At 39.9% G+C, this 22,922-nt stretch carries 22 protein-coding genes; 9 read left to right on the top strand and 13 right to left on the bottom strand.

All coding sequences use genetic code 11. From position 1 onward, the window contains the following. Positions 1-128 precede the first annotated feature (128 nt). Together BT112_RS06975 and BT112_RS06970 are read right to left on the bottom strand one after the other, a co-directional pair. A complete protein-coding gene (locus BT112_RS06975) occupies positions 129-2,378 on the bottom strand; it encodes a PorP/SprF family type IX secretion system membrane protein (protein WP_072316639.1) in 2,250 nt (749 codons plus the stop codon). A gap of 4 nt (positions 2,379-2,382) precedes the next feature. Further along, positions 2,383-4,590: a T9SS type B sorting domain-containing protein gene (locus BT112_RS06970; protein ID WP_072316731.1), complete on the bottom strand. Its 2,208-nt coding sequence runs from the start codon at positions 4,588-4,590 to the stop codon at positions 2,383-2,385. Positions 4,591-5,203: 613 nt separating this feature from the next. Here BT112_RS06970 and BT112_RS06965 point away from each other — a divergent pair. Together BT112_RS06965 and BT112_RS06960 are read left to right on the top strand one after the other, a co-directional pair. After that, positions 5,204-5,428 carry a hypothetical protein gene (locus BT112_RS06965; protein WP_072316638.1) on the top strand — a complete coding sequence of 75 codons (225 nt, stop codon included), beginning with the start codon at positions 5,204-5,206 and terminating at the stop codon, positions 5,426-5,428. Positions 5,429-6,014: 586 nt separating this feature from the next. Next, complete coding sequence (locus BT112_RS06960) at positions 6,015-6,746, top strand: LexA family transcriptional regulator (protein WP_072316637.1); 732 nt, start codon at positions 6,015-6,017, stop codon at positions 6,744-6,746. A 7-nt stretch (positions 6,747-6,753) separates the two neighbouring features. On the opposite strand, the gene BT112_RS06955 is transcribed toward BT112_RS06960, so the two are convergent. After that, the gene (locus BT112_RS06955) at positions 6,754-7,017 is read right to left on the bottom strand and encodes a hypothetical protein (RefSeq protein ID WP_072316636.1); all 264 of its coding nucleotides are present in this window, start codon (positions 7,015-7,017) and stop codon (positions 6,754-6,756) included. Positions 7,018-7,799: 782 nt separating this feature from the next. Here BT112_RS06955 and BT112_RS06945 point away from each other — a divergent pair. Continuing rightward, positions 7,800-8,753, top strand: a complete 954-nt coding sequence (locus tag BT112_RS06945) for a helix-turn-helix domain-containing protein (protein ID WP_072316634.1) — start codon at positions 7,800-7,802, stop codon at positions 8,751-8,753. A 66-nt stretch (positions 8,754-8,819) separates the two neighbouring features. Here BT112_RS06945 and BT112_RS06940 read toward each other — a convergent pair whose 3' ends face one another. After that, positions 8,820-9,050, bottom strand: coding sequence for a hypothetical protein (locus BT112_RS06940; protein ID WP_072316633.1), 231 nt, complete (start codon positions 9,048-9,050; stop codon positions 8,820-8,822). A gap of 509 nt (positions 9,051-9,559) precedes the next feature. Further along, a complete protein-coding gene (locus tag BT112_RS06930) occupies positions 9,560-10,180 on the bottom strand; it encodes an RNA polymerase sigma factor (protein WP_175545761.1) in 621 nt (206 codons plus the stop codon). Between the two features lie 478 nt (positions 10,181-10,658). Between BT112_RS06930 and BT112_RS06925 the strand changes: the two genes are divergently transcribed. Then, positions 10,659-11,075 (top strand): helix-turn-helix domain-containing protein, encoded by a 417-nt coding sequence (locus tag BT112_RS06925; RefSeq protein WP_217652335.1) that lies wholly within the window; start codon positions 10,659-10,661, stop codon positions 11,073-11,075. Between the two features lie 96 nt (positions 11,076-11,171). After that, a complete protein-coding gene (locus BT112_RS06920; protein WP_072316629.1) occupies positions 11,172-11,624 on the top strand; it encodes a GNAT family N-acetyltransferase in 453 nt (150 codons plus the stop codon). A gap of 119 nt (positions 11,625-11,743) precedes the next feature. On the opposite strand, the gene BT112_RS06915 is transcribed toward BT112_RS06920, so the two are convergent. The 6 genes from BT112_RS06915 to BT112_RS21790 all read right to left on the bottom strand — a co-directional run bounded on the left by BT112_RS06915 (position 11,744) and on the right by BT112_RS21790 (position 15,916). Continuing rightward, on the bottom strand, positions 11,744-11,932 hold the full coding sequence (locus BT112_RS06915; RefSeq protein ID WP_072316628.1) for a hypothetical protein: 189 nt from the start codon (positions 11,930-11,932) through the stop codon (positions 11,744-11,746). A gap of 96 nt (positions 11,933-12,028) precedes the next feature. Beyond that, positions 12,029-12,235, bottom strand: a complete 207-nt coding sequence (locus BT112_RS06910) for a hypothetical protein (protein WP_083564818.1) — start codon at positions 12,233-12,235, stop codon at positions 12,029-12,031. A gap of 179 nt (positions 12,236-12,414) precedes the next feature. Then, entirely contained in the window at positions 12,415-12,834 is a 420-nt protein-coding gene (locus BT112_RS06905; protein ID WP_072316627.1) for a GIY-YIG nuclease family protein, read from the bottom strand. A 231-nt stretch (positions 12,835-13,065) separates the two neighbouring features. Next, the gene (locus BT112_RS06900) at positions 13,066-13,731 is read right to left on the bottom strand and encodes a DNA-binding transcriptional response regulator (RefSeq protein ID WP_072316626.1); all 666 of its coding nucleotides are present in this window, start codon (positions 13,729-13,731) and stop codon (positions 13,066-13,068) included. Positions 13,732-13,743: 12 nt separating this feature from the next. Beyond that, entirely contained in the window at positions 13,744-15,606 is a 1,863-nt protein-coding gene (locus BT112_RS06895; RefSeq protein WP_139276043.1) for a sensor histidine kinase, read from the bottom strand. Positions 15,607-15,751: 145 nt separating this feature from the next. Next, positions 15,752-15,916, bottom strand: a complete 165-nt coding sequence (locus BT112_RS21790; RefSeq protein WP_175545760.1) for a hypothetical protein — start codon at positions 15,914-15,916, stop codon at positions 15,752-15,754. Between the two features lie 383 nt (positions 15,917-16,299). On the opposite strand from BT112_RS21790, the gene BT112_RS06890 reads away from it, so the two are divergent. From BT112_RS06890 to BT112_RS06885, 3 genes are all read left to right on the top strand, one after another. Further along, positions 16,300-16,827, top strand: a complete 528-nt coding sequence (locus BT112_RS06890; RefSeq protein ID WP_072316624.1) for a hypothetical protein — start codon at positions 16,300-16,302, stop codon at positions 16,825-16,827. Between the two features lie 508 nt (positions 16,828-17,335). Beyond that, positions 17,336-17,527 carry a hypothetical protein gene (locus BT112_RS21595; RefSeq protein WP_139276041.1) on the top strand — a complete coding sequence of 64 codons (192 nt, stop codon included), beginning with the start codon at positions 17,336-17,338 and terminating at the stop codon, positions 17,525-17,527. A gap of 179 nt (positions 17,528-17,706) precedes the next feature. Then, positions 17,707-18,480, top strand: a complete 774-nt coding sequence (locus BT112_RS06885; protein ID WP_072316623.1) for a ParA family protein — start codon at positions 17,707-17,709, stop codon at positions 18,478-18,480. A 127-nt stretch (positions 18,481-18,607) separates the two neighbouring features. Here BT112_RS06885 and BT112_RS06880 read toward each other — a convergent pair whose 3' ends face one another. Both BT112_RS06880 and BT112_RS06875 read right to left on the bottom strand, forming a co-directional pair. Then, positions 18,608-19,000 (bottom strand): hypothetical protein, encoded by a 393-nt coding sequence (locus BT112_RS06880; RefSeq protein WP_139276039.1) that lies wholly within the window; start codon positions 18,998-19,000, stop codon positions 18,608-18,610. Positions 19,001-19,009: 9 nt separating this feature from the next. Then, positions 19,010-19,315: a hypothetical protein gene (locus tag BT112_RS06875; RefSeq protein WP_139276037.1), complete on the bottom strand. Its 306-nt coding sequence runs from the start codon at positions 19,313-19,315 to the stop codon at positions 19,010-19,012. Positions 19,316-19,916: 601 nt separating this feature from the next. On the opposite strand from BT112_RS06875, the gene BT112_RS06870 reads away from it, so the two are divergent. Further along, positions 19,917-22,910: a sensor histidine kinase gene (locus tag BT112_RS06870; protein ID WP_072316620.1), complete on the top strand. Its 2,994-nt coding sequence runs from the start codon at positions 19,917-19,919 to the stop codon at positions 22,908-22,910. The last annotated feature ends 12 nt before the right edge of the window (positions 22,911-22,922 follow it).

Raw genomic sequence — 22,922 nt, 5'->3', positions numbered from 1 at the left:
TGCACGGGAAATCATTTGCTATCCAGAATACGGATCTCAAGCAGGTTATTGTTCACTCGCCGTTTTGCTCCCCCCGGGTAACGGGAGGGCCTAACAACTGTTTTTAAAGAATTTAGGGGCTTCATCTTTTATTCTATTTTAATAATTATCGCTTTGGAATACATAACATCTACAGGGGTATTACCTTGTTTTCCCGGTCTCATTTTCGGGATATGATTTATCACTCTACGAGCCTCATCTTCCAGTCGCTCATGAGGCGCCCTTATACGCATCACCGTAACTTCTCCGTCCGTACCTACCTTGAATTCGACGTAAATACCCTGTATCCCGGACAGTCCTAATCCGGTAGCTACAGAAGCACGGAACCTTCGCTGGATCACCTTATCTATCCCATTGGCAAGGCAGGCTTTTCGTTCTTCGTTATTTCTCAGATCTTCACACCCCGGGAAAACAGGTACGGACTCAATAATATCCACCGGGATATATGTATTTTTCACACCGGACCTGATCTCTCCTCCGGCAAGAGGGAGATCTAAACTCGTCTCCTGCCCTTCTTTACTGTTTTCATCCTGTTTTTTGATTTCCGGTGTTATTTCGGCAACCTTGATATCTTCGGTTTGCATTTCGGCCAGTATCTTGCTTTCCATTCTGGCCAGTACGGTATCGGCATTTTTCACCCGAAACACCCATACGCCACTGTTGTTCAACTCCCTGGCATGTACCTTACGCTTGTTAATGGCTTCTTCCCAGGTATCGTATTGCTTTACAAATACATAGTTGAGTCCGTTTTCAGGATTTTTAAAAGAGCTCGCTTTCCATCCTTTACTACGTAGTGTCTCGATATATTTTTTGAGATTCGACTCGTTCTTAAACACATTGGCTATAATGTAATACCCGTCTCCCACATCCATAAGTGTGGCCGTCTGTGTACGGATATTTTCCTGTTTTGCAGCTGCTGTGAAAAGAAGATCCTCGATATCGGGTTCCTGGTTCTGTAGTGCTGATATTGCTTCTGCCTTTTCTCCTGGGATCAGCGTGTCTTTCTCCTGTAGAGACTGAGCAATAGCAGATGACATCGATTTCTCCGCCTGTTCGATAGAATCTTTGATTTGTTTTCTGCGTGCTGCTGTCAGGCGCGTTTCTCCCAGCAATTGGCGTCCCAGACCACTTTGTTTCCGGTCGGGTTGTTGTGTACTATCTTTATCTTTTGTATCTGCGGGTTGCGCAACCTGGGGTAATGGCGAAACAGGAACCGGGGTCTTGCCGGTTGTTATATTTTTTTCTTCTTTGTCTGTAGTGGTTTTCTCCACTAAAACGTGTTGAGTTGTGATCGGTATCCCCTCATTTTTACCGGTCTTAACAAGAGGTGTCCTGAGCTCAGGCTCACGTATTACAGGTCTTACGGAAGGGCGCTTCTTAGGATGGGAAACATATCGCGGCTGTGCTTCGGAAGGCTTAAAGGCATAAGATACGCTGAACTCGTGTGTAGTTCCGAAATTGGTGATGTTTTCATTTAACCCTTTCTCTACAGTATATCCGATAGCGAGGTGCCTGGTAAGATGAAATCCGATGCCTGCCGCAGCTCCGTAAAGATCTTCGTATCCCACCTGTAACCAGCCGATTTTCGGGAAATTCATAATAAGGCTCGCAGAGGGAAAGAAATCTTCTCCCGTTTTTCTGGCCCTGACCATAGTTGTCATTTCCCCGTCTTCAAAAGCGCCGGTAAGCATCTCCATTTTCAGGGTATGCATCAGGTGGGCAGTGATCGTCTTTGTCGTATTGTCATTGATATATGATTCATAGTTCGTCAGGTTGAAATTCACGAGGTTCCCGGCAAATACACCTACATCAAAACTTTTGAAACTCAGATTGAGCCCGGGGTGAAATGCAATCAGAGAACTGTTTTCCATATTCTGAAGTGCGGGATCCTGCGTTTCGGCAACAAAGACATTGCCCCAATTGATACCACTGCGGTAATAAGTGACATTCATTCCGAAAGTGAGCGTGCTGTAATCTGCTATCCGAACCCCATACGCGTAATTGGCAAGAAGCCCGAAATTATCTATAACGCCTTGTCCCTGTTGGAAAATACCCAGGCCAAAACCGGTGTTATCATTGATCTTCCCTGATAAACCGGCCAGTGACACTTCGGGAGCGTTATCGTACTCCGCCCATTGATTACGGTGGTAAAAACTGATTGAAGTATTCTCCGGGCCGAGCGCAGAAAATGCAGGATGGACCAAATACCTGTTGAATTTCAAAAGGTTTTGTGAAGGTATATCAAAAGCAAGTACCGGACCGGTCTGTCCGTCTTCCTGCCCCAGGCAACCGAAAGTATATAATAATGCTAAAAATACAAGGGGTAGTTTTCTTGGCATATTCTCAGCGTATTAAAGTTATGGTACCCTGGCGGATGACTTCCAGACCGTCTTTGAGTATCCGGTAATAAAAAACGGGTTTGTTCAGGGAATATGTCAGGGACGATTCCGGCCAGTTATTCTGATATTCCGTAGTTCGAAGTACAATCTTTCCTTCTGCATTGAGGATAACAACTTCCACATCCGGGTTAAAGGCATAAATATTGGGAAGCACCCAATAATCATTTATACCGTCGTTATTCGGGCTCACTACATTGGGGACGATATACATGTCCTGAAACGCTACCGTAAACTCCCTGTAGACCTCACAATTACCGAGATAGGCCAGTAAGTAAAATTTCCCTTCTTCATATAGCGTAATAGATGCGATATCTGATATGAGTTCATTTTCCGAATTATACCACGCATAGGAATCACCTCCCGATACAGTAATTGTCTTTGACGTCCCTTCGGGCAGAATTATACGTTCCGGTGAGTCGACCTCTATGACTGATTCATCAAAAGGATGTATAATGAGTTCGTTGGAAAACACGGTACAGCCGTAAGCAGATACTCCAAGCCGGTATGTCCCCTCCTCTTCGATATTGAGAGCAGTCGTATTTTCTGAAATTTTTTCTCCGTCCTTATACCAGGCATATGTATAGTCGGTATTTCCCGTCCCCGTCGTTATATTAATGGTAATAGCTCCTCCGCAAAGTATATCATCCGAAGCTTCTATAGACACCGTTTCTTCCAGTCTTATTTTCAAATCAATAGTATTGGACACCATCACTTCATCTCCTAACGTGGCCTTCAGCGTGTATAAGCCATTATCTGAAGGTTGATTTATGGTCAGTGAGGTTCCGGTTCTGCCATCGAGGTAGTTATTGTTTCGATACCACTGGTAGTTAAATACATTCCTGTATTCTTCATACACATCAACGGAACTGCCATCGATTGTTTCGGCAAAAATACCACTGAGCACAAGAGTTGCAGAAGCATTCTCGCAAGGGCTGTAACTTTCACCGGGAGCTATGATAAGTGTAAAATTCTGTGGTTCAGAAACCCGGATTTCCTGTGAAAAAACTTCGAGTTCGCATCCGGAAGTTTGTTTGACTTTTACCTTATATATTCCGGGTTGACTTATAACTAAAGAGGCGGCCTCTTCACCTGCAATCGCTACATCATTCTTGTACCAGGTATATTCGGGAGCATTTGCTGTCGTAGAAACATTCACACTGATATCATTTCCTGGAAATAAAACTACTTCCTGTGGAGCATCTGTCGTAACCGAAACATAAGGTAGAGAAACAGTTACCCGGTTTGATTCGGTTACACACCCTCCGGAATTCTCTACACGCAGATAATATTCTCCGGAAGGGTCGGGCATATCCAGAGCAAGTTCGGGACGGTACCCTGCAGCGCCTATCTGTTCCGCGTCTTTGAACCAGGTATACATAGCGGAAGTATCGTCAAAATCTGCTGTGAGTCTGGGTTCATCATCCGGACAGACCTCCAACGCATTATCTCCGTTGTTAATATTCACCTCCAAAGCTGCCCCAAGTGTTACATTAACAAGGTTAGAAGAGGTGTCGCTCGAACAATACTCCCCGTAGTTCACCTCTGCATAATACGATCCACCCTGGCTGACTTCCAGTGAAACTGTGGTTTCACCGGGAATCTCCACTCCATTCCTGTACCATATATAGCTATTCTCATCAGGATAATTATGTACGGATAACTCATAGGTACCTCCATTACACAATGCTACGTTTCCCTCGACCGATCCGTTAATCACATTGATGGTCAATGGACTTAATACATTTCTGTAATATGCGGAAAACCTATCGCTTGGCGATCCGGTTCTTTGAGGACTTGTACTCCGCACCCTTACCCGATATTCATCACCGGCTATGGTGACAGGAAAACCGAATTGGATCTCGAAATTAAAGCTGCCGTTCTTATCAGTAATCCGGGTAAGCTCCGTACTGTTGGAAAAATCTCCGTTAGGATCGGACAGTTCAAGTATAAATTCGTTCGAAGCATCTACCATAGGAGGATCCCATGAAAAACCTATCTTATAGGTATTGAAACCAGCCGAAGCACATGGGTTTTCAAACTGCAGTGTCGGTTTGTAAAGTGTTTGCGCATACGAAAAACTACCTCCCACCGATATAAAGAAGAACAGAAACCCTATATATATTTTAGTAAAATGTGGTAATTTTTGGTCCATAGGCATTCTTTTGATTTGGGATTTTACACCACTGGAGGCTTCATTGTACTTTTGTAAACAAAAACCCGGTTTTACCGTTTACACATCTTTTAAGATAAAAACCCGGCAGGCCCTATAATGTCTGGAAAATTCATACCTGTAAACCAAAGCGACACAAGCACCTGCCGGGACAAGCTACCAACAACTTGATTAACCCTTATTACTACAAAATACAACTGATGAAACTTGTTGTTTATTTGTATTTGTAAAAGTATCGGTCGGGCCGGAAGTTTGCCCCCAAACACCTATAGAATTATTTCTAAGCAACGGTAGAACTTATTCTATCTATTTGTAGAACTTATTCTAATAATGAGAAGTAGAACAATATGTAAGTAAACAAGAATATCCCTCCAAAAACAACAAGACTTTATAGTAGCCGCCATCACATAGTATATCTCAAAACGGAAAAAAGTAAACTGATTTCAGATAAATAACCGGCATACCACATACCGATCGTAGTTGCAGACAACAACCTTGTAAGAAAAGTCACAATGATCGATCTCCTCCGGTGGGCAACACAACACCACAAGCACCCACCGCAGAGAGATCCTGATAATACTTAAAATAACGTTCAATGAACACTTCAAAGAAGGGATTGGGCATAATCTATATATTAAACGTTCCGGAAGCCTGGCAAGGAAATCCGAAACAACATATACTTTACCTTGCCATACCCCACCCTTCTTCTGACAGGAAGAACAGAAACAATCTCGGCAAGGTAATATTGTTATACCCCACAGGCACGGAACAAGGAACATACCGCTACAACCTCGTTCCGAGAGCCAATTGGGGCGACTGAAAGGTTTAAAATACCAAAGGCAGGTCCACAAACCGTGCAAACCTTCTTTTATACAACCTAAAACAAATTATCAATTCGGCAACTACGAAAATCAAAAAACACTCAAAATAAAAACCGTACTTACATCACATTTCCGATTAGAGCTATTTTCAAAATTTGAGATTCGACATGTTATGAATTTTAAACTCTTTTTAAACTATTAAGCAGGAATACTTTTTAAATACAATTCCTATTTAGAGTCCCTACAAAATTACATTTTATAAACTATTTCGAATCTGGAATACCGTAGAACAAGTTCTATTTTAATTTCGAACTTGTTCTACATATTTTTAAAAAAAACTATTTTTGAACATTTAATGGCCAAATCAATTCAAATTATCCGAACATCAACCATGATTAATACTCACTATTTTTAACCTTAAACCGTAATTTTCGTTATATTATACCTTATTTACTAAATAAAAATCAAACCAAAAGCCATTTTATATTTGTATAATAAGAATTACAGTTCCTGAATCTATAACTAATGAACATTAAAAAGTCCTTACTCATGCTCAATATAACCATATAAATTAAAGCTACCCCCATGAAAAAAACATCACAATCAACCACTTCAGAAGAAGGTGAAATCACTTTTGAAGTTCCCGAAGTACTTGATAGGCTAAAAAAGCACCTGAACATCCGAACCAACACAGAATTATCAGATATTCTCGAAGTTAAACCCAATACCATATCTACCTGGAAAAAAAGAAATACACTCGACTATCCCCGTATTCTTTCGGTATGCAAAACATATAGTATTGATATAGACAAAATCTTCTTTAACAAGGAATCAGACCTGGGATCTCCCCGGAACATGAACAATACGAATTCGGAAAACGCCTTCAGTGTAGTTACCGGAGACATGTATTTTCAATATGTTTATGAAGCAGGCAAGCAGGAGTTTATCGATTCCCTTCCGAAATTCAGCTTCCCTTTTATATCAGGAAAAAAAGTCCGGGCTTTTCAGGTTATCAGTTCCTCCATGTTCCCGATATTGAAAGAAGGAGATTATGTAGTCGGAGAATATATCGGTAAAGATATAGCCAAACTCATCAATCAGAATATTTATATACTCATCAGTAATCTCAAAGGGATCTATATTTCCAGAATACAAAAGGATAATTCCGATCCGGAAGTTATTCATTTAGTAAGGGATAACCAGCCCAATAATAATTTTTTCGAACTGGAGATGACACGTTCTGAAATTATCGAGATCTGGGAGGTGACATCTGTTTTCTCGCTGGACCTGATTGGCAACACCCGAAAGAAGGGGTAATGCTAACCTAAGATCTTTTCTTATCCAGGCTATCGTCCTCAAGTCTTTTTCGGAGTTCATCAAATTCGCTCTTGCTTTTTATCCGTTTAAGGATGTCACTATCCTTAGGGAGTTCCATGTCCTCCCAAAATTCCTGCATCCAATATTTAACCTCACCTTCAAGGGTGGGGTCATTCATAATTTCTGCAAGCCGTTCGAATTCCTCACGAGAAAGTGTATTTTCTCTGAGTTTTTTCAGCAATATATCTATTAATGCTCTATGTCGGTTCATCAGCTAATCTTGTTTTTCCTTCATTTATCCTCATGCTACAAAGGAGACCGGGAACGATCACATTTTATACAAAAACTACAGGTGTATCCCAAAAAATAATCACTACAGAAAGGAATCTGAGACACTCTTGTAGTAGTTTGATATCCGAAAACCATTTACCTGCCGCCTAAATCCCCTAAGAAACTAAAATCAAATGTTCAAAGGTACGTGATCTTTTTTTTGTCTCCTCCTTTTTTGAGCTAAAGCTCCTTAAAATATCAAAACACAGTTTTTTTGTAATAGGATGTTTTTTGAATAAATAATGATCTCTCTTTATCCTTCTGTACCAACTATAAAATATTATAAATCTCAAACCTACCCTAACAAGAAATTCATTAACTACAATTAAAAAAATTGCTAAATTGCTTTTTCTCCAGTTGGCAGGTAGTAACATCAGCCTGCATATTATAAAGTAATTTTTCTGATAATTAGCCTGACCAAGATGTTTTCTATGATAGTATGCTAAAAAATTTATTTCTGATATTACGCAGGAGGAATTATGTTTTGAAGGATCTTAGCTTAATTCGGCATACGGACACATTTATTGTCCTTAACTTTAAGCTTTTTTTGTACAAAAAACTTATATTATGTATTTTAGCTTTCCGTATTTTTTATTTTTTTAAATGTCATATAAAAAGGCTACCTTTTCATCGGTTTTACATCTATAAGAAAGAAGATCATCCTCCTGCTTGTTTTTCCTGTAAGTTTCAATTTCAGTCTGCCATTTAATAATTGCTTTTTTCATGCATAACGAATATAATAAAAAGCGAATACGAAGTATTAACCGTATGCTCCTCGAAGTAGCCAGTGGCAATTTTTCATATCGTATTGAGAGAACAGAGCGAGACGACGAACTGGAGGCTCTAATTGTTCTTGCCAACATGATGACAGAGGAACTGGAGGAGTCTATCCGGCACCAAAACTACATTAATCTCAACGAATCTTACAAATATATTGCCCAGATGACATTTGTACTCGATGAGAACTTTCGTGTACAGAGCATAAATCCTATGGCTTCCGAAATGTTATTGTATCCTGCGGAAGAAATTTTGGGGCAGATCATTACTGATTTTCTGGTGGACCAATCCCGTGAAAAATGGTTGGAGCTGATGAAGCCCATTATCAGTGGTGAACAGGATAACCACACCATAGAACTTTCCTTTAAGGCAAAAGAATTTTTTATCGTACCGGCCGTATGCTCGGTTTCTATTCTTACTGATACCAACAGTAGAAGAGCCATTCTGGTAACAGCCATAGAAACGGTATTGCGAAGCTCGGAAAGAATACGGGACCTGCAGAACAGGGTAAATAATGAAAATGGCCCTAACGAAAATAATCTTCGGATCCAGCTCACGGAAGCTGATGTAGCGAAAATTGCTCAAGCCAAAGATTATCTTACCTCAAACCTGAGGGAGATTAATCTCTCCCTTAAAGATCTGGCCCGAACTTTGGGCACTAATGAGTTCAAACTTAAATATGGGTTTAAAGAGCTCTACGGCACTACAATTTTCCGGTTTGTACAGGACGAAAGACTTCGCAAGGCGAATTTACTCGTTCAGCATTCCGAATTGCCCTTTAAGGCTATTGCTGAAATGACAGGCTTTAAAACTGCTCCTCATTTTTCCCGGGTCTTTAAGGATAAGTACGGTTGTTCTCCCAGTATTTTCCGAAAGCGCTCTTCAAATAGTACCGATTAAGTTTTCTTCTCTTCCTTCCCGATATATCGTATTTCAATGAGCATAAAAGTGTTGATGTAATTAACATCAATTATTATATATGACAAAGAATATCTTTCCACCGATCAGACATTCCTCATGTGCGTCACTTATTTTCTTTTTTCGGGCCTTGATCCAGTATTTTTCTAAAATCTCCATGACGTCAGGCTCCTCACCATGACGGTCTATAATACCTTCCAGTATTCTTAGTTCTATTCGGGTAATGGTGTCGTTATCCAGGTTATCCAGAAGAGACCGAAGTTGTGTTTTATATTTCATAATTATTAAAGGTTTAATTTTCAAAGTGTCTTTAGGGCCTATAGCTTATACAGACTGTATCGTCTATAAGTAATACACGCGAGAGTTGGTTGCGTCCTATCGGAGAGGTGAAAAAAATTGTATAAATGTACAGGCAGCTGATCTTACATATCATGCTCATCCGAAGCCGCATACACTGTCAGAGGATTTTCGCAGGCTTTTTGCCCAAGAAAGTAATTTTTGTACTATGGTAAATAATAATGGAAATATTGTAAAATAGGAGTGAAAATAAAAAAGCGGAACTCATGAAAAGTTCCGCTCAGACACGTGTAAATCTCTTGCTAATTCAAATTTTGAGAACAAATAAAAGTGTTGCGAGATTTTATTTTGTGCTTGGTGTCTATCTATTATACACCAAAGCCCAACTAAAGTCCCGTCTTCTATCCTTCATAAAACTGTTATATCTAAAAAGACCGGATGAGATCTTCAGAGCGCTAATCCGTCATGTTCATTCAAATGATTTTAACCTACTAAACGAATAGTAGCAGGTATATTACCAATGAAAGAAAATTTTCTATGTGAGGCCTCAAATGAGATTTAATGACATCCATAGTTTTCCATAAATGATTTTTAACCGTTTTAGGGGATATTCCGAGTATTTCAGCAATTTCTGAGTTCGTTTTTCCTACTTCTTTAGAGAGGTGGTATATCAGTTTCTTTTTTTCGGAAAGGGTATCAACAGCCTTGTCGATGATCTGCTGATATTCTTCAAGCCTCATTTTATGTTCTATCTGCTCGTATTGTGCATTGATATTGTCCCATAATTCCTGCTTAGCCGATTCTCTCCGGAAAGCGTCGCGGAGATGGTTAAAGGTGAGGTTTTTGGCAATGGTAAACAGGAGTGTTGTAAAGGTTAGTGGCTTTATATCCGCTCTCTTCTGCCATATCCGGATAAAAACCTCCTGAACAATCTCATCAGCAACGTAAGTTGACTTTGCATAGGAAAACACAAAATAGTATACTCTATCATGCAGAATATTAAATAGCTTTTCGAAGGCTTCCACATCACCTTCCTTAACAGCCCTTACAAGCTTTATATCTACTTTAGGCGGACCAAAATTACTCACTTCTTTTCTTTTCTGATGGTTCATGATAATCTGTAATGACACCATACACGATGGTCTGAAATCTTCACAAAACAATAATATTTCATGTCTTTCCTCACTTGGAAATATCAGAAGTAAAAATCACATACTTTTGATAACGAACCCATAAGGAAAGGATCGTACTTTATCGATATCTGATAAAGGTACAGGAAAAATCCTGAAAAATATTTAGGTTGCTTATAGTTTTTGCTGACCAGACAAAAACCTTGGAATTCCGATCGTTTTCTTAAAACAAGAAGCCTGTCTCCTTAAAAAATGCCCCGTAAAGTTGCATTTTCAATACCGGAAACCGCTCAGGTATTCACCGAAAAAACACCCGGATATATTTGATTTTACGTATATTTACGTTTTAAGCTACCGGATTTATATATCTGCATAAATCATCGTAACACAACAAATATAAAACATTTCGTTTAATTATAAAATTATACGTATATATTTTTCACCAAACGTTAACTTAGCCATGGATAGGTCTTTAATGCTGGATCAAATAAAATATCATTACCAATTCAAAAGAGATTTGGATCTTGCCGAACACCTTGGCGTAAAACCGCAGGTGTTATCCAACTGGAGAAAAAGGAACTCCTTCGATGCAGAACTTATTTACACCAAATGCGACCGTCTTAATCCTTCCTGGTTACTTACCGGGGAAGGCGAAATGCTCAAAGACGAACTTCACGGAGCACATCCGGTAAGCGAGGAAGGGAGTGCGTATGTCCTACAGGAAAAAATTCACGCTATGGAAGGTCACATTGAAGCCCTGAAAGAGGCAAATGCTGCGCTCAAAGAAACTAATAATGCGTTAAGGGAAACCCGGGAAATATTTAAAAAACGGATAGAGGAATTGGAAAAGCGCTGTCTAAAAACGGGGCAGGAATAACAGACTACACTTTTGTCTCCATTCCTTGTATCGGGGAGTGGGCAGAACAATTTCCCAAAAACACTATTTTTACAGTTCAAAATAACTTTTTGGCCCATGATAAAAATAGAAAGAGTAACAGGTGCTTCTCCCGCATTTGCACAATTGATCCGCCATCTGGATGCAGACCTCAAAGAAAGAGATGGTGAAGAACACTCCTTTTATGCACAGTTCAATAAAGCGGATACGATAGCGCATGTTGTGATCGCTTATGACCATGATACTCCCATAGCATGCGGAGCATTAAGAGCCTATGATAGAGATACCGTAGAAATCAAAAGAATGTTTACAACAACAGATCACAGGGGTAAAGGCATCGGATCGCAAATCCTGAAAAACCTTGAGAAATGGGCCAGCCAACTTGGATATGCGCGTTGTATACTGGAAACCGGTAAAAAACAACCGGAAGCTATTGCGCTGTATCAGAAAAACGGCTATGTCATTATCCCCAACTATGGGCAATATGCTACTGTAGAGCAGAGCTTGTGTTTTGAGAAAAAGCTGTATTGATTGATGCCTTGAGCCTTTCCTTAAGGCCTCTTACAGCAACACCCCATATATAAAACAAGTCCTTTTCTTAAATATAAATTTTGGAAAAGGACTCGTTTTGCCAAATTTTTTTCCGGAATTCAGACTCCTTCCAGAAAATCACTTATAAAATCCTGAACCGCATCAAGAGCTGCCTGCATGTGAGAGTTCACGATGTCTACAATACCTTGTAGCATCCCGAAAAAAACTCCCAGATCCAGACCTCCGTTAATCTCATGAAGCTCGGATTCGCTAAGCTCGGTTACTTTATAATTTCTGAGATCTTTCATAATCTGTAGTTTACGTATAACTTATGTTCAAAACGCCGTGCAAAATACGGTATCATCTCTGAATACCGTTTCTGTACGGCGTTTATCTGCTTTTTACTACAGATCGGTAATTCCACCGATCACTCCGAGTGTCAGTTCTACAATACTTCCTACAACAGAAACTATTCCTCCTACCACTCCGGTAACTGTACCGAGTACTCCCGTAAGCACATCGAGAACTCCTCCGATGTCGAGGCCTCCGTTAACTTCTTGCAACTCACTGGTGTTCAATTCCTGAACTCCGTAATTTTCTAAACTTTTCATAATAAATAAGATTAGGTTAAACAAAAGATTTAGGGAACCGCTTATTCCTAATGATGAATAAATCGGTTTAGTTATGCTAATTTATCAGTACTCCCTGTATAAACCTTGCAGTTTACTCTTTTTTATCCCACAAAATTTCAAAAATAATCTTATAAATTATAAAGTTTAAGACTACAAAATTAATGTTCAAGTAAGGTTTTTTCTTTGAGCACACCATAATTCCCATAAAGATTCAAGACTGTAGTGTCAAACATAAATTTATTTTTATATTCCGTATTTATAAGGGGTTGATTGGCATATATAAGTGCGGCGGCTATACGCTCCCGGTCCTCTTTAGGTACAGGAGTACAACAAAAACACAGTTCTTCACCTGCTTTCAGAAGATTTTTCCACACACACCACTTTTCGTGTATGTTTATACGCTCTTTAATATTGTCTGCTCTCCCAATATAAAGCAAATTGTGCAGTACGACCTTCCTCTTATCGGGATCATGGGAATAGCTCAATACTGCATAAATACCGGAATATGAGGGAAGCCCTTTACTGTCACGCTCTCTCCAATAACCTTCAAACGTCAGTTCAAATTTTCTTTTTGTCATGGGTTTTGGTCTTTTGGATTAGTTTTTCAAACCTAAACCAATAATAAAAAAAATCCTAATGGATTTCCACAGATAAAAAAAGCTGCCTTCAAAATAATGGACTTTGTCCTTAAATTCCCGAAGAAAACGGAACCCCCAATGTATTCTTTACCAGAATACCCCGACTCCGGGCAGGACAAAACAACGTATTTTAAAAGACAGCTTATTAACACTGCTTTTTAAGTAACAAACCTATAATAATCGTAAATCTTTCAGAATAGTAATCAGATGTACCGTGGTATTGGCATTAAAATCTTCCTTAAGCTCTTTAAGTCTTTTTTCTATGGAACTTCTGCTACTTGGCGAAATACCGTTTTCTTTAAAACTTTTCTCTATCTGCTCTTGCGTATAACCATTGGCCAGATGGGTCAAAAGTGTTACTTCGTAAGACCGTAGCGTTAGAAAATTTTTTCCTTTCAAGGCTTCCTCTACACGGTCGGACAGATAGCTCTCGCCGACATATACCCTTCGGATGGCTTGCTCCAGATCTGAGAGGCCGTTTCTTCCTTTACATACATAAGCCTTTATCTTACCGCTATTCCATAAGGCCCTGACGGTTTGTGGATGATCCTCTATAGAATATACAATAACCTTTAGTTCCGGAAACTCCCGGGATAGTACAGCAATCAATTCCTGTCCCGATGTAATATGCTGAACACGATGGTCGGGCTTAAACGAAAGGTCACAGATCAGCAGGTCAAAAGGAGAGCCATCGTATGCAGCCTTTCTTGCTTTCAGTAGCGCATCATCGCAGTAGGTCGCATGACACACTTCCGGAATGTCCAATGCCCGGATCACTGAAGACAGGCCCTGATTAATGCTGTCTATATCTTCGGCAACTAATATTTTCTTGAACATAGCATAATTAAGTTAGTAGGGTAACTCTATTTCAGCTCTGAAGCCTTTATCGGTATCAAAGGTAATACATCCGTTTACGAATAAAATACGGTTTTCCGTATTCCGGAGTCCATTCCCGAATTTTAACATTTCAGAAGGTATACCTATCCCATTATCAGAGTAATTTATTTTCAGCACTTTAGACGTGTTCAAAAACGTTATACCAACAAATGTCGCGCTACTGTGTTTTTTCATATTTGTCATGAGTTCCTGCAATACCCTGTACAGCACGATCTTTTTTTCCGCAGTAATTTTAGACCACGGCACATCATCAAGCCCCAGGATTACGATTTTGGTATCTCCCGGAGGATAACTTCCCAGCATAAAGGCCAGTTCTTCGGCAAATGCAGGCCCGGTGTCTATACGAATGCTTTCTCTGGATATATCCCGCGTCATGTTGTATATTTTCTCGAGCCGGTCCAGCATTTCTTCGTTAGCTTCGTTTTCCTCCATCTGTGTCATTACATTATAAATACCGTTGGCCAATTCGTCATGAACCTTTTTGGAAAGCCTGATTTCGGTATTGTAGATAGCTTCCTGTGTTTCCCGGGAAATTCTGGCCTGCTCCCTGGTTTTTTGTAAGGAATTCCATAAGTAACCGATAACAGAAAGGCCTATAACAATAGTGATCAGGATCAGATTCTCTGTTTTCTCATTTCTCAGGAGTATTTCCGCCTTTTCTTTTGCCGACTTATATTTGAGTTTCTGCTGCTCTTCACGGGTATAATCATACTTAATCTTACTGAATGCATTTTTAGTCTGTAAACGTGCTGTCTCTATACTGTCATTCAATATCATATATTGTGTGGCATACCTCTTTGTATTATTTTCTTCCGTCAGGTTTACCAATCTCTTAAGCGCATCCAGACGGTCTTCCGAATTATGATATGCCGTGGCCACTTCCAGATATCTTTCAGCATAAAACAGCGCCTTGGAAGGATCCTTGTCCTCAAAATATCGTGACAGATGATCAAAGCTCGCCTGCAAGCCTTCTATATCTTCTTCACTTACACGTATTTTCATAGCAATATTCAGCTCATTACTTACATTGATAGCTGGATTTTCCAACCAGCCGGCATACGCGCGATTATCCAATATCCTGGCCTTGGTCTTGGCTGGTAGTCCGCTCGTATCTATGGCATCCCAGAGAACCAAGGCAGCTTTGATATTACCCATATCCCGCTGCACTATGGCCATGTTATTTATAAAAGAAATACTATCTCTACCCGAAGTCACATATTTCAACCCGTTATGGTACTCCCAGATAGCATTCTCATAAAGCTTTTGTTTTCTGTAACTTATAGCTATACAATTGTGAGCAATAGCAAAATAAGCCTGATGTTGGTTTCTGTCGAGATAAGAAATTCCCTCGGACGCACTTTCCTGACTTCCCGAATAATCCCCCAGACGTTCCTGGGAAATAGCCATTTCCACAAGTCTCATTCCCACCTGAGCACTATCTCCGAGAGCCTGATAATACTTTTGAGATGCTATCGCACTTTTAAAGCTCTCCCGGGGGTTATGAATATAAGACAAGACCCTCGCCTTTCTGTAATATCCTTTTGCCAGGTAAAGGGTATCTTTACTCTCCTCTGCATACCGAATGAGCTTTTTTGCATAGTAAAGAGAACTGTCATACTGTTTCAGTATATTACACAGATATACCTTTTGCGAAAGCCCTTTGAGCAACATAGAGTCCTTATGTCTCAGACTGTGTATCAGAGACCGGTTCAGAAAGTGCAGCTTCTCCCGGGTCGATAACTCTTTATCCATAGAAAGCGTATAGTAATACACAGCAGAATCGCCTTCGATCCCACTCTTTTTCTCAGAAGACATCCGGGGCTTTTCACAACCGGTAAAAAATAATAAACCGGTTATGCACGATACTAAAAGAAAAGATTTCATGAGGTTGTTTTGATCCAATCCCCAAAATAACAAAAAATAAAAAACCGCGAATACTCCGCGACCTTTTATTATACATTTAATTTCCTTCCGAAGGTTCGAAGGGCCCAACGTGCTCATCTTCACCTCCTGACCCTTGCGTGTCTTGCATTGCTTCGTTATCTGCAGTATCGTTATAGGTACACGATACCAATGGTAAACTGCTTAAGGCAGCAATAACGACCAGATAGAATAGTCTCTTCATAATTTGATTCATTTTCGAATTAAACAAAGGGGATCACGCCGGAAAATCCGGCATCTCAAAAAGGCATACACTATCGGCACTGCAGTAGCCTAAAGTCATATTCCTTTTACTCGGGGAAGTGAAAAACCCTAATACGACAGCATCCGACTACTTCCCACAGTATTGATTTTGACGCATTATGGAATTCCGTAAAAACAGGCAATTTTCTTTTTTTATGTTAGCCATGTGGTAAAAAAGAAAAGAACCCTTTCGACAGCGAAATAAAGACAGCCATGACACAAAGTACCGGACATGTCATTGACATTTTTTTGACAATTCTCAGACACAAGCAGACACGAATTACAGCGCTATAAACCAAATTATTACACTTAAAAATCACACACATGGAAAATTGGATCCAAACCCTCATGGAGTCCGTTTTTAAAAAAGTGGATAAACAATCCATAGAACTGACGACCAGCGGAAAATCAAAATATCTCTCCCTGATTATTGAAGAGCGTTATGGCTTTTTACTCAGTGATAGAAATATATCAAGGTATTACACCGGATATATCACCGGGGAAACAAAAAAAATAAGACCCAATAAGGCTACACTCAATATTCTTTCGCTATATCTCGGATATCATAGCTTTGAAGATTTTGTAAGAAAAAATGAAACCAGAGAAGACATGTCTCTCAGAAAATTTACTGATAAGATTCGAAACCTGCACATTAAAGTATGGATCAGTTTCGGTATTAATGTTATCCTTTGCTGTACACTCCTTTTTTGTATTTCCAGATATTACCGGAAAAACTGTATGGTCTGGATGAACGATCACTACGAGAAAATCCGATGTTCCGGATTGGAATATGAAACCATCCTGAATGAAGATGTTCTTCGAAAGTTTAAAAAAAATCCGGATCACAGATAGCACCCTTTTTTTCAGAAATGGAAGGCCCTTATTGTGGTATACCAATCACCTTGGACATGTGGAGTTCTACACCTTTCCCTGGCTGCATCCGCTAACCGGGACACCACTCTCTCCCGTAAGCGAGAACATCGCAAAAAAATACGGACATTCTCCGTCTCCAAACAAAATTCCGGAAAGAAATCCAGCTCCATAAACGTTGTTTGAACTATATTATAATCAAATCGTTTTCGTCAACCCCAATAATTTGTAAGGAAAATGCCTATAGCCAAACAACAGTCGATTTCGGGTGAAAAAAGAAATTATTATCAAATGAAAAGCAATATTCCGAGCTTATCGGAAACATGATATTGTCTCCTACGTTTTACTGAAAACAACCAAACCACACTTTCCTTAGAACTCATTCTAACATAGCATAGAATTAATTCTACAATACTCTGATCTATCGGGAGGAGGAATTACACTAATTTCACCGCATATAAACCCGGAAACTAAATTTGATTATCGGTTTATGAAAACGACATTAACACTAACAGGCATTATAATATCGATATACGCCATGGCCACTATTCTGGGATATTTTCTGGAATACCACATTATTTCCGGCAATGAGACCAGTTACATAACGGGAAATTTTATCCTGTTGCTCATAGGGCTTGTTCTCCTGCTCTATGCCAGGGGGATCACCAGAAAACAATCGTGAAACACTGAAAGAGAACGACATAAATTGCAGAAAACCGACCATTGATTCCTGATATCCCGGAGTGGGTTTTTGGGAAATTTACCCTCCCTGAAATTATCTGTTCAATAAAGCAGGGAAAAACTCCGGGATATTCCGGGTCATTAGTGGTCATATTTCTTGATATCAACACATAATCTTGTATGGGCAAAATAATAGCTATTGCAAACCAGAAAGGAGGCGTAGGTAAAACAACTACATCGGTCAACCTTGCGGCGGCTCTCGGAGTTCTCGAAAAAAAGGTCCTGCTCATAGATGCAGACCCACAGGCCAATGCCACATCCGGGCTCGGAATTTCGGTTGAAGATGTAAAAACCGGTACGTACCAGGTACTCGAACATTCGGCAAAGGCTGCCGATGCGGTAATAAAGACCTCATCACCCAATCTTTATCTTATACCTGCTCATATCGACCTGGTTGCCATAGAAATCGAATTGGTAGATCAGAGACGCCGGGAGTATATGTTCCGCAAAGCACTGCAGGGTATGGCAGAACAATACGACTACATTCTTATTGACTGCGCTCCGTCACTCGGACTACTCACTCTGAATGCTCTGGTTGCAGCACATTCGGTAATCATCCCTATTCAATGCGAATATTTTGCCCTCGAAGGCCTGGGGAAGCTGTTGAGCACCATAAAAAGTGTTCAAAAAATCCATAATCCTTCATTAGACATCGAAGGCATGTTATTTACCATGTACGATTCCCGTCTCAGACTATCCAATCAAGTGGTGGAAGAAGTAACGCAACACTTTGGCACTATGGTATTCGATACCATAGTACAGCGCAACATACGCCTGAGTGAAGCTCCGAGTTACGGCGAAAGTATTATCAATTATGACGCTTCGAGCAAAGGAGCTGTAAGCTATCTGAATCTGGCCAACGAAATTATCCGTAAAACCGGGAGTGGCGAATAAGTATTAAAAAATATCTTCTTTTCTTCTTCTATTATACCGGCCGGTTTTACGGTTTAGTAAAAACCGGGCCGGTATAATATTTTACAATACAGACACTACCTGAGTTGCCTTGCACCCTCCTGCCCGATCAGAATTCTGTCGGCAGGATCAGCGTTCTTCCAATGAAATAAAAACAAATGGCAAAATTGGGGGCTAATGGAATATTTTCAGGAATCCGCATCTTTTTGATAATCTCTCCGTTTCTTCTGGAATATTCTATCCAACAATTGTCCAGGCAACCGCGACAAAGCCGTATACTTACGAAGTCCCATTCTCCTGACAATGCAAATGCCTGCATCCCCATATCCCTGAGCAAATGTCCCGCACCCAGGACTGAAGTCACATACTCCACTCCTTCCGTATAAAAAAAAGGAAAGTCAGAATGCATGTGTAATTTACCGGAACTCCGGAAATCGTCGATCTGTTTTCGCACTACAGTGCTTCTGTCTTCTATTGGTTTTTGTTGTAAAAGTATTTCCATATACATTTTTTAGATAAGTTTTACTCTACAGATCGAAACGCTGTTCTCCTGAAATTCTATTTCGAGATACATCTTATAGGGCAGTGTTTTGATATCTCTTATAAAATATTTCCACTGATCCACATAATAATGATTGTATTCATCACCCAGAAGGTCTACAATCTCCTCTTTGGATTTGGACAATAGTATTCCGCCTTCCAAAATACTCTTGAGATGACATATACGTTGATCTCTACTGTTTTTCCACAAATAGCTTTCAAAGGGGCAGTGTCGGATTCGCAATGTGAACATGACGTATTTACAAATTATTGACATCGCTATATTTTTTACTGGTTGTCAAAGACTGATATCTTAATACTTAAAAAATCCCTATATTCATGTTTTACTGTCAATTTCATCCTGTTTCCTCCAAAAAAACTCAGAAACCCCATAGAACATTTTTATATTTGCAGTCGTAATAATCTTAAGGAAACAGCCTTTCCCTGCTAAGTCATGCTATCGGGAAAGGACTGTTCTAAACACTTGATTATGATATTAGGAAACGCTGTATTAACGTTGTTATAAAATTAAAGGACCCTGTTACATTTCCGATAAAAAAGTTGTAGAACTAATACATCGGAATGTAGAATAAATTCGTGTTGGAGATAGAACAAGTTCTATACATAACCCGCTGTTTATAAATATTTTTTTTGTATCATTGTACACCTCAAACACGTTTGCTTATAATTTACTTTATCTCAGGAGCTTATTACTGTTTTATATCTTTTAAGAACACTATAAAACAGATGTTTTCACGCCCGATTAGCAACATAAACCTACAATTTTCATATAATTTTAGAATTCCCTTCTGATTCTAATGCGACTTACGTTGACCATTCTTTTTAGTTTATCCTTTCTTCTTTCTTATTGCAACCCCGTGAGCAATTTTCAGGATAAAGATTTTGGCGTTAAGTGGTATACAGATAGTGACGGACTTCCGCAAAACAGTGTAAAACAAATATTTAAAGACAGTTATGGTTTTACCTGGCTGCTCACACAAAACGGGCTCGTTCGCTACGACGGAAGAAATTTTAAAGTCTTTAACTCTAAAAACACGAATATATACAGCAATAAAATGATGTATGCTCATCGTAATATCGCGGGGGATAGTATTGCGGTGTATAACGAATTCGGGGAAGCCCTACTTATTTCCCGGAGAAAAGCATTTCCTCTCGAGAATCCCTCACAAAAATATATCAAGACATTTGCCTCGACACCGGGAATTTACACTCCGGACAGTATAGCAGGACTCCCGAAAAAATATATCATCCCCGTTGCAGGAAATATGTACTTTTCCGTAGAAGGTGACACCGTTAACTTTCATACCGGGTACCTCACTCAAAAGCTCAGTGTTTATTTTCCGGACCATACACCAGGTTACTTTTTTGCCCTGAACAACAGACTTTATCACCTGACAGAAACCGGACACTACACGGCGATTACCGCAGAGGGCATTAATGAAAATGAATTGGCTATCCCTGATGACGATGGCTATATTACAGGATGTTTTTATAATCCAATAACACAACAAACCTTTGTACATACCAGACAAAACCTATATATCCTTCAAATACAAGACACTTCTCTGTCTTTCAAAAAACTGCTTACCGGTTTTGACTTCGGAGCTGAAAACAGTATCATATCCGCATATTACGATCAAAACCTGGATATCATCTACCTCGGGAGTGCCACCAGGGGATTGGGTATCATAAAAAAATATCCTTTCAGAAGTGTTAATACCAGGGACACAGAAAGAGTTCAATATGCCTTGGCCAATTACGGTCCAAATAAAATTCTAACCGCTTCGGGAGCCCTTATCCGTACGGATCAGCTTAGCGGGCAAAAACCCGATATTCCCTGGGATAACGATAAGCAAAACCTTATCGTGGATACCAGAGGTTATATATGGACCAAAAAACATAGAACACTCTTCCGTTTCAGCAAAGACAGCACGAACCGTGATTTTCAAAAATGGACATTTCCGTACCCTATAGAACAGATCTCAGCAGGGCGGAACAATCGTATCTGGATTGCTACTGATAGTGAGAATGATGAAAAACATAATTCGGGGAGCTACTTGTATTATATGGACCCTCTCTTCGACGCTCCACAAAATTTAAGAAAGGTCAGTTTCGGTATACAATATATACTGCAAACGACAGATAATATGCTTTGGCTCGGCAGCCTGAACGGATTATACAAACTGGATCTTATCCATGAAAAACTGGATCAGATCCGCGGTCTTGATGATAAGCAGATCACCAGTCTGCACGCTTCCATCAGCGGAGAAATCTGGATAACAACCTCCACTCAAGGTATTTTTCTCTATAAAGACGGAACACTCACCAGTTTTCCTCCGGACACCCGGGGTTATATGCTCTCTTCTCATTGTATTGTCGAAGATGATCAGGGATATCTGTGGATCACCACAGGGAAAGGACTTTTTCAGGCATCCAAGAAGAAAATGATCGATTATGCCTCCGGAAAAATGAAACAGGTTTATTATCATTTCTACGACAAAAATTCCGGTTTCCTATCCAACGAATTCATGGGAGGATGCCAACCTTGCGGCATACAACTCCAGGACGGCCATATAGCCCTGCCATCTCTGAATGGTATTGTTATATTCGATCCGAAAAAAGTAAAACCAGAACTTCCTAACGGAACTATCTATGTAGATGAAGTACGAACCGCCGATAATGATCTCGCCATACATCAGGATACGCTGACACTGAAGCGGAATTTTGGCCGTGTACATATCGAGTTGGTCTCCCCTTATTATGACAACCCCTATAATCTTAATATGGAATTTAAACTCGAAGATGAAAATGTCAAAAACTGGGAACATATAGAGGACGGCCAGACCATTACCTTTTCCCAGTTACCGCCGGGGCAGCACACCCTGGTTATCCGTAAAATGAACAGCTTCTACTCCTATTACATCCACAAACGTATCGTGCTGGTGGTCCCTCCTTATTTTTGGGAAACAGACTGGTTCCTTATCCTGGTATGTCTTGCGGCACCCATTATCATTTTTTACAGCATAAAACTGAGGATCAAATATGTACGATACAAAAACATACTCCTTAAGAAAAAAATCATAGAAAGCACGAGACACCTTCGTAACACCATACGTACGTTACGTATTACCAAAGACAAGCTCAAACAACAAACCGCCATACAGGAAAAACTTATCGCTTCTATAAGTCATGATATCCGGAGTCCCCTGCGGTTTATGGTAGACACCGGCGAATACCTTTATGCAAATTACGATACGGGTAACAAGAAGATGATACGTGAAGGCATTCGTTCGATGTACACAGCATCTGTAAAAATACATGAATTTATAAGTGAGATCCTGGATTACAGTAAAGCAAGAATGTACGAGGGCGAAGGCAACACACCTGCTGAAGACTATGATTTACAACATCTCATAGGTGAAAAAATATCGTTGTTTGCTGAAATAGCCAATTCTCAAAGAACCCGTATATACAATTATGTTCCCTATCATTTTACCACCTCAGTAAACAAACATCTGCTCTCTATTATTATTCATAATATCCTGGATAATGCGGTTAAAAATACACAAAACGGAAAAATAACAATATACGCTTTTGTTAGTGAAAGCAGATTACGCATTGTTATAGAAGATACGGGACGTGGCATACCACAAAAAGAATTACAGTATTACCAATCACTTTTAAAGCCAGATGCAGCCCCCCCTGTTTCCCTCGACACTCCAAGTAAAAGCCTTGGAATAAAAATTATAATGGATTTGCTCATCATCCTTAACGGAAAAATCGAAATAAAAAGTACCCTGAACAGGGGCACAAGGATAACACTCAGTTTTCCCGTAGAGACCAACAGTTGATCTGCAAGACCG

This window comes from Sinomicrobium oceani, assembly GCF_900119185.1.
Lineage (GTDB): Bacteria > Bacteroidota > Bacteroidia > Flavobacteriales > Flavobacteriaceae > Sinomicrobium > Sinomicrobium oceani.
The sequence above is the reverse complement of the archived record's forward strand: the minus strand, read 5'-3'. Positions and strand labels throughout refer to the sequence as shown.

Coding starts and splice junctions, on each gene's coding strand:
- BT112_RS06975 (WP_072316639.1), bottom strand. CDS start 2,378: ATGCCAAGAAAACTACCCCTTGTATTTTTAGCATTATTATATACTTTC.
- BT112_RS06970 (WP_072316731.1), bottom strand. CDS start 4,590: ATGGACCAAAAATTACCACATTTTACTAAAATATATATAGGGTTTCTG.
- BT112_RS06965 (WP_072316638.1), top strand. CDS start 5,204: ATGAACACTTCAAAGAAGGGATTGGGCATAATCTATATATTAAACGTT.
- BT112_RS06960 (WP_072316637.1), top strand. CDS start 6,015: ATGAAAAAAACATCACAATCAACCACTTCAGAAGAAGGTGAAATCACT.
- BT112_RS06955 (WP_072316636.1), bottom strand. CDS start 7,017: ATGAACCGACATAGAGCATTAATAGATATATTGCTGAAAAAACTCAGA.
- BT112_RS06945 (WP_072316634.1), top strand. CDS start 7,800: ATGCATAACGAATATAATAAAAAGCGAATACGAAGTATTAACCGTATG.
- BT112_RS06940 (WP_072316633.1), bottom strand. CDS start 9,050: ATGAAATATAAAACACAACTTCGGTCTCTTCTGGATAACCTGGATAAC.
- BT112_RS06930 (WP_175545761.1), bottom strand. CDS start 10,180: ATGAACCATCAGAAAAGAAAAGAAGTGAGTAATTTTGGTCCGCCTAAA.
- BT112_RS06925 (WP_217652335.1), top strand. CDS start 10,659: ATGGATAGGTCTTTAATGCTGGATCAAATAAAATATCATTACCAATTC.
- BT112_RS06920 (WP_072316629.1), top strand. CDS start 11,172: ATGATAAAAATAGAAAGAGTAACAGGTGCTTCTCCCGCATTTGCACAA.
- BT112_RS06915 (WP_072316628.1), bottom strand. CDS start 11,932: ATGAAAGATCTCAGAAATTATAAAGTAACCGAGCTTAGCGAATCCGAG.
- BT112_RS06910 (WP_083564818.1), bottom strand. CDS start 12,235: ATGAAAAGTTTAGAAAATTACGGAGTTCAGGAATTGAACACCAGTGAG.
- BT112_RS06905 (WP_072316627.1), bottom strand. CDS start 12,834: ATGACAAAAAGAAAATTTGAACTGACGTTTGAAGGTTATTGGAGAGAG.
- BT112_RS06900 (WP_072316626.1), bottom strand. CDS start 13,731: ATGTTCAAGAAAATATTAGTTGCCGAAGATATAGACAGCATTAATCAG.
- BT112_RS06895 (WP_139276043.1), bottom strand. CDS start 15,606: ATGTCTTCTGAGAAAAAGAGTGGGATCGAAGGCGATTCTGCTGTGTAT.
- BT112_RS21790 (WP_175545760.1), bottom strand. CDS start 15,916: ATGAAGAGACTATTCTATCTGGTCGTTATTGCTGCCTTAAGCAGTTTA.
- BT112_RS06890 (WP_072316624.1), top strand. CDS start 16,300: ATGGAAAATTGGATCCAAACCCTCATGGAGTCCGTTTTTAAAAAAGTG.
- BT112_RS21595 (WP_139276041.1), top strand. CDS start 17,336: ATGAAAACGACATTAACACTAACAGGCATTATAATATCGATATACGCC.
- BT112_RS06885 (WP_072316623.1), top strand. CDS start 17,707: ATGGGCAAAATAATAGCTATTGCAAACCAGAAAGGAGGCGTAGGTAAA.
- BT112_RS06880 (WP_139276039.1), bottom strand. CDS start 19,000: ATGGAAATACTTTTACAACAAAAACCAATAGAAGACAGAAGCACTGTA.
- BT112_RS06875 (WP_139276037.1), bottom strand. CDS start 19,315: ATGTCAATAATTTGTAAATACGTCATGTTCACATTGCGAATCCGACAC.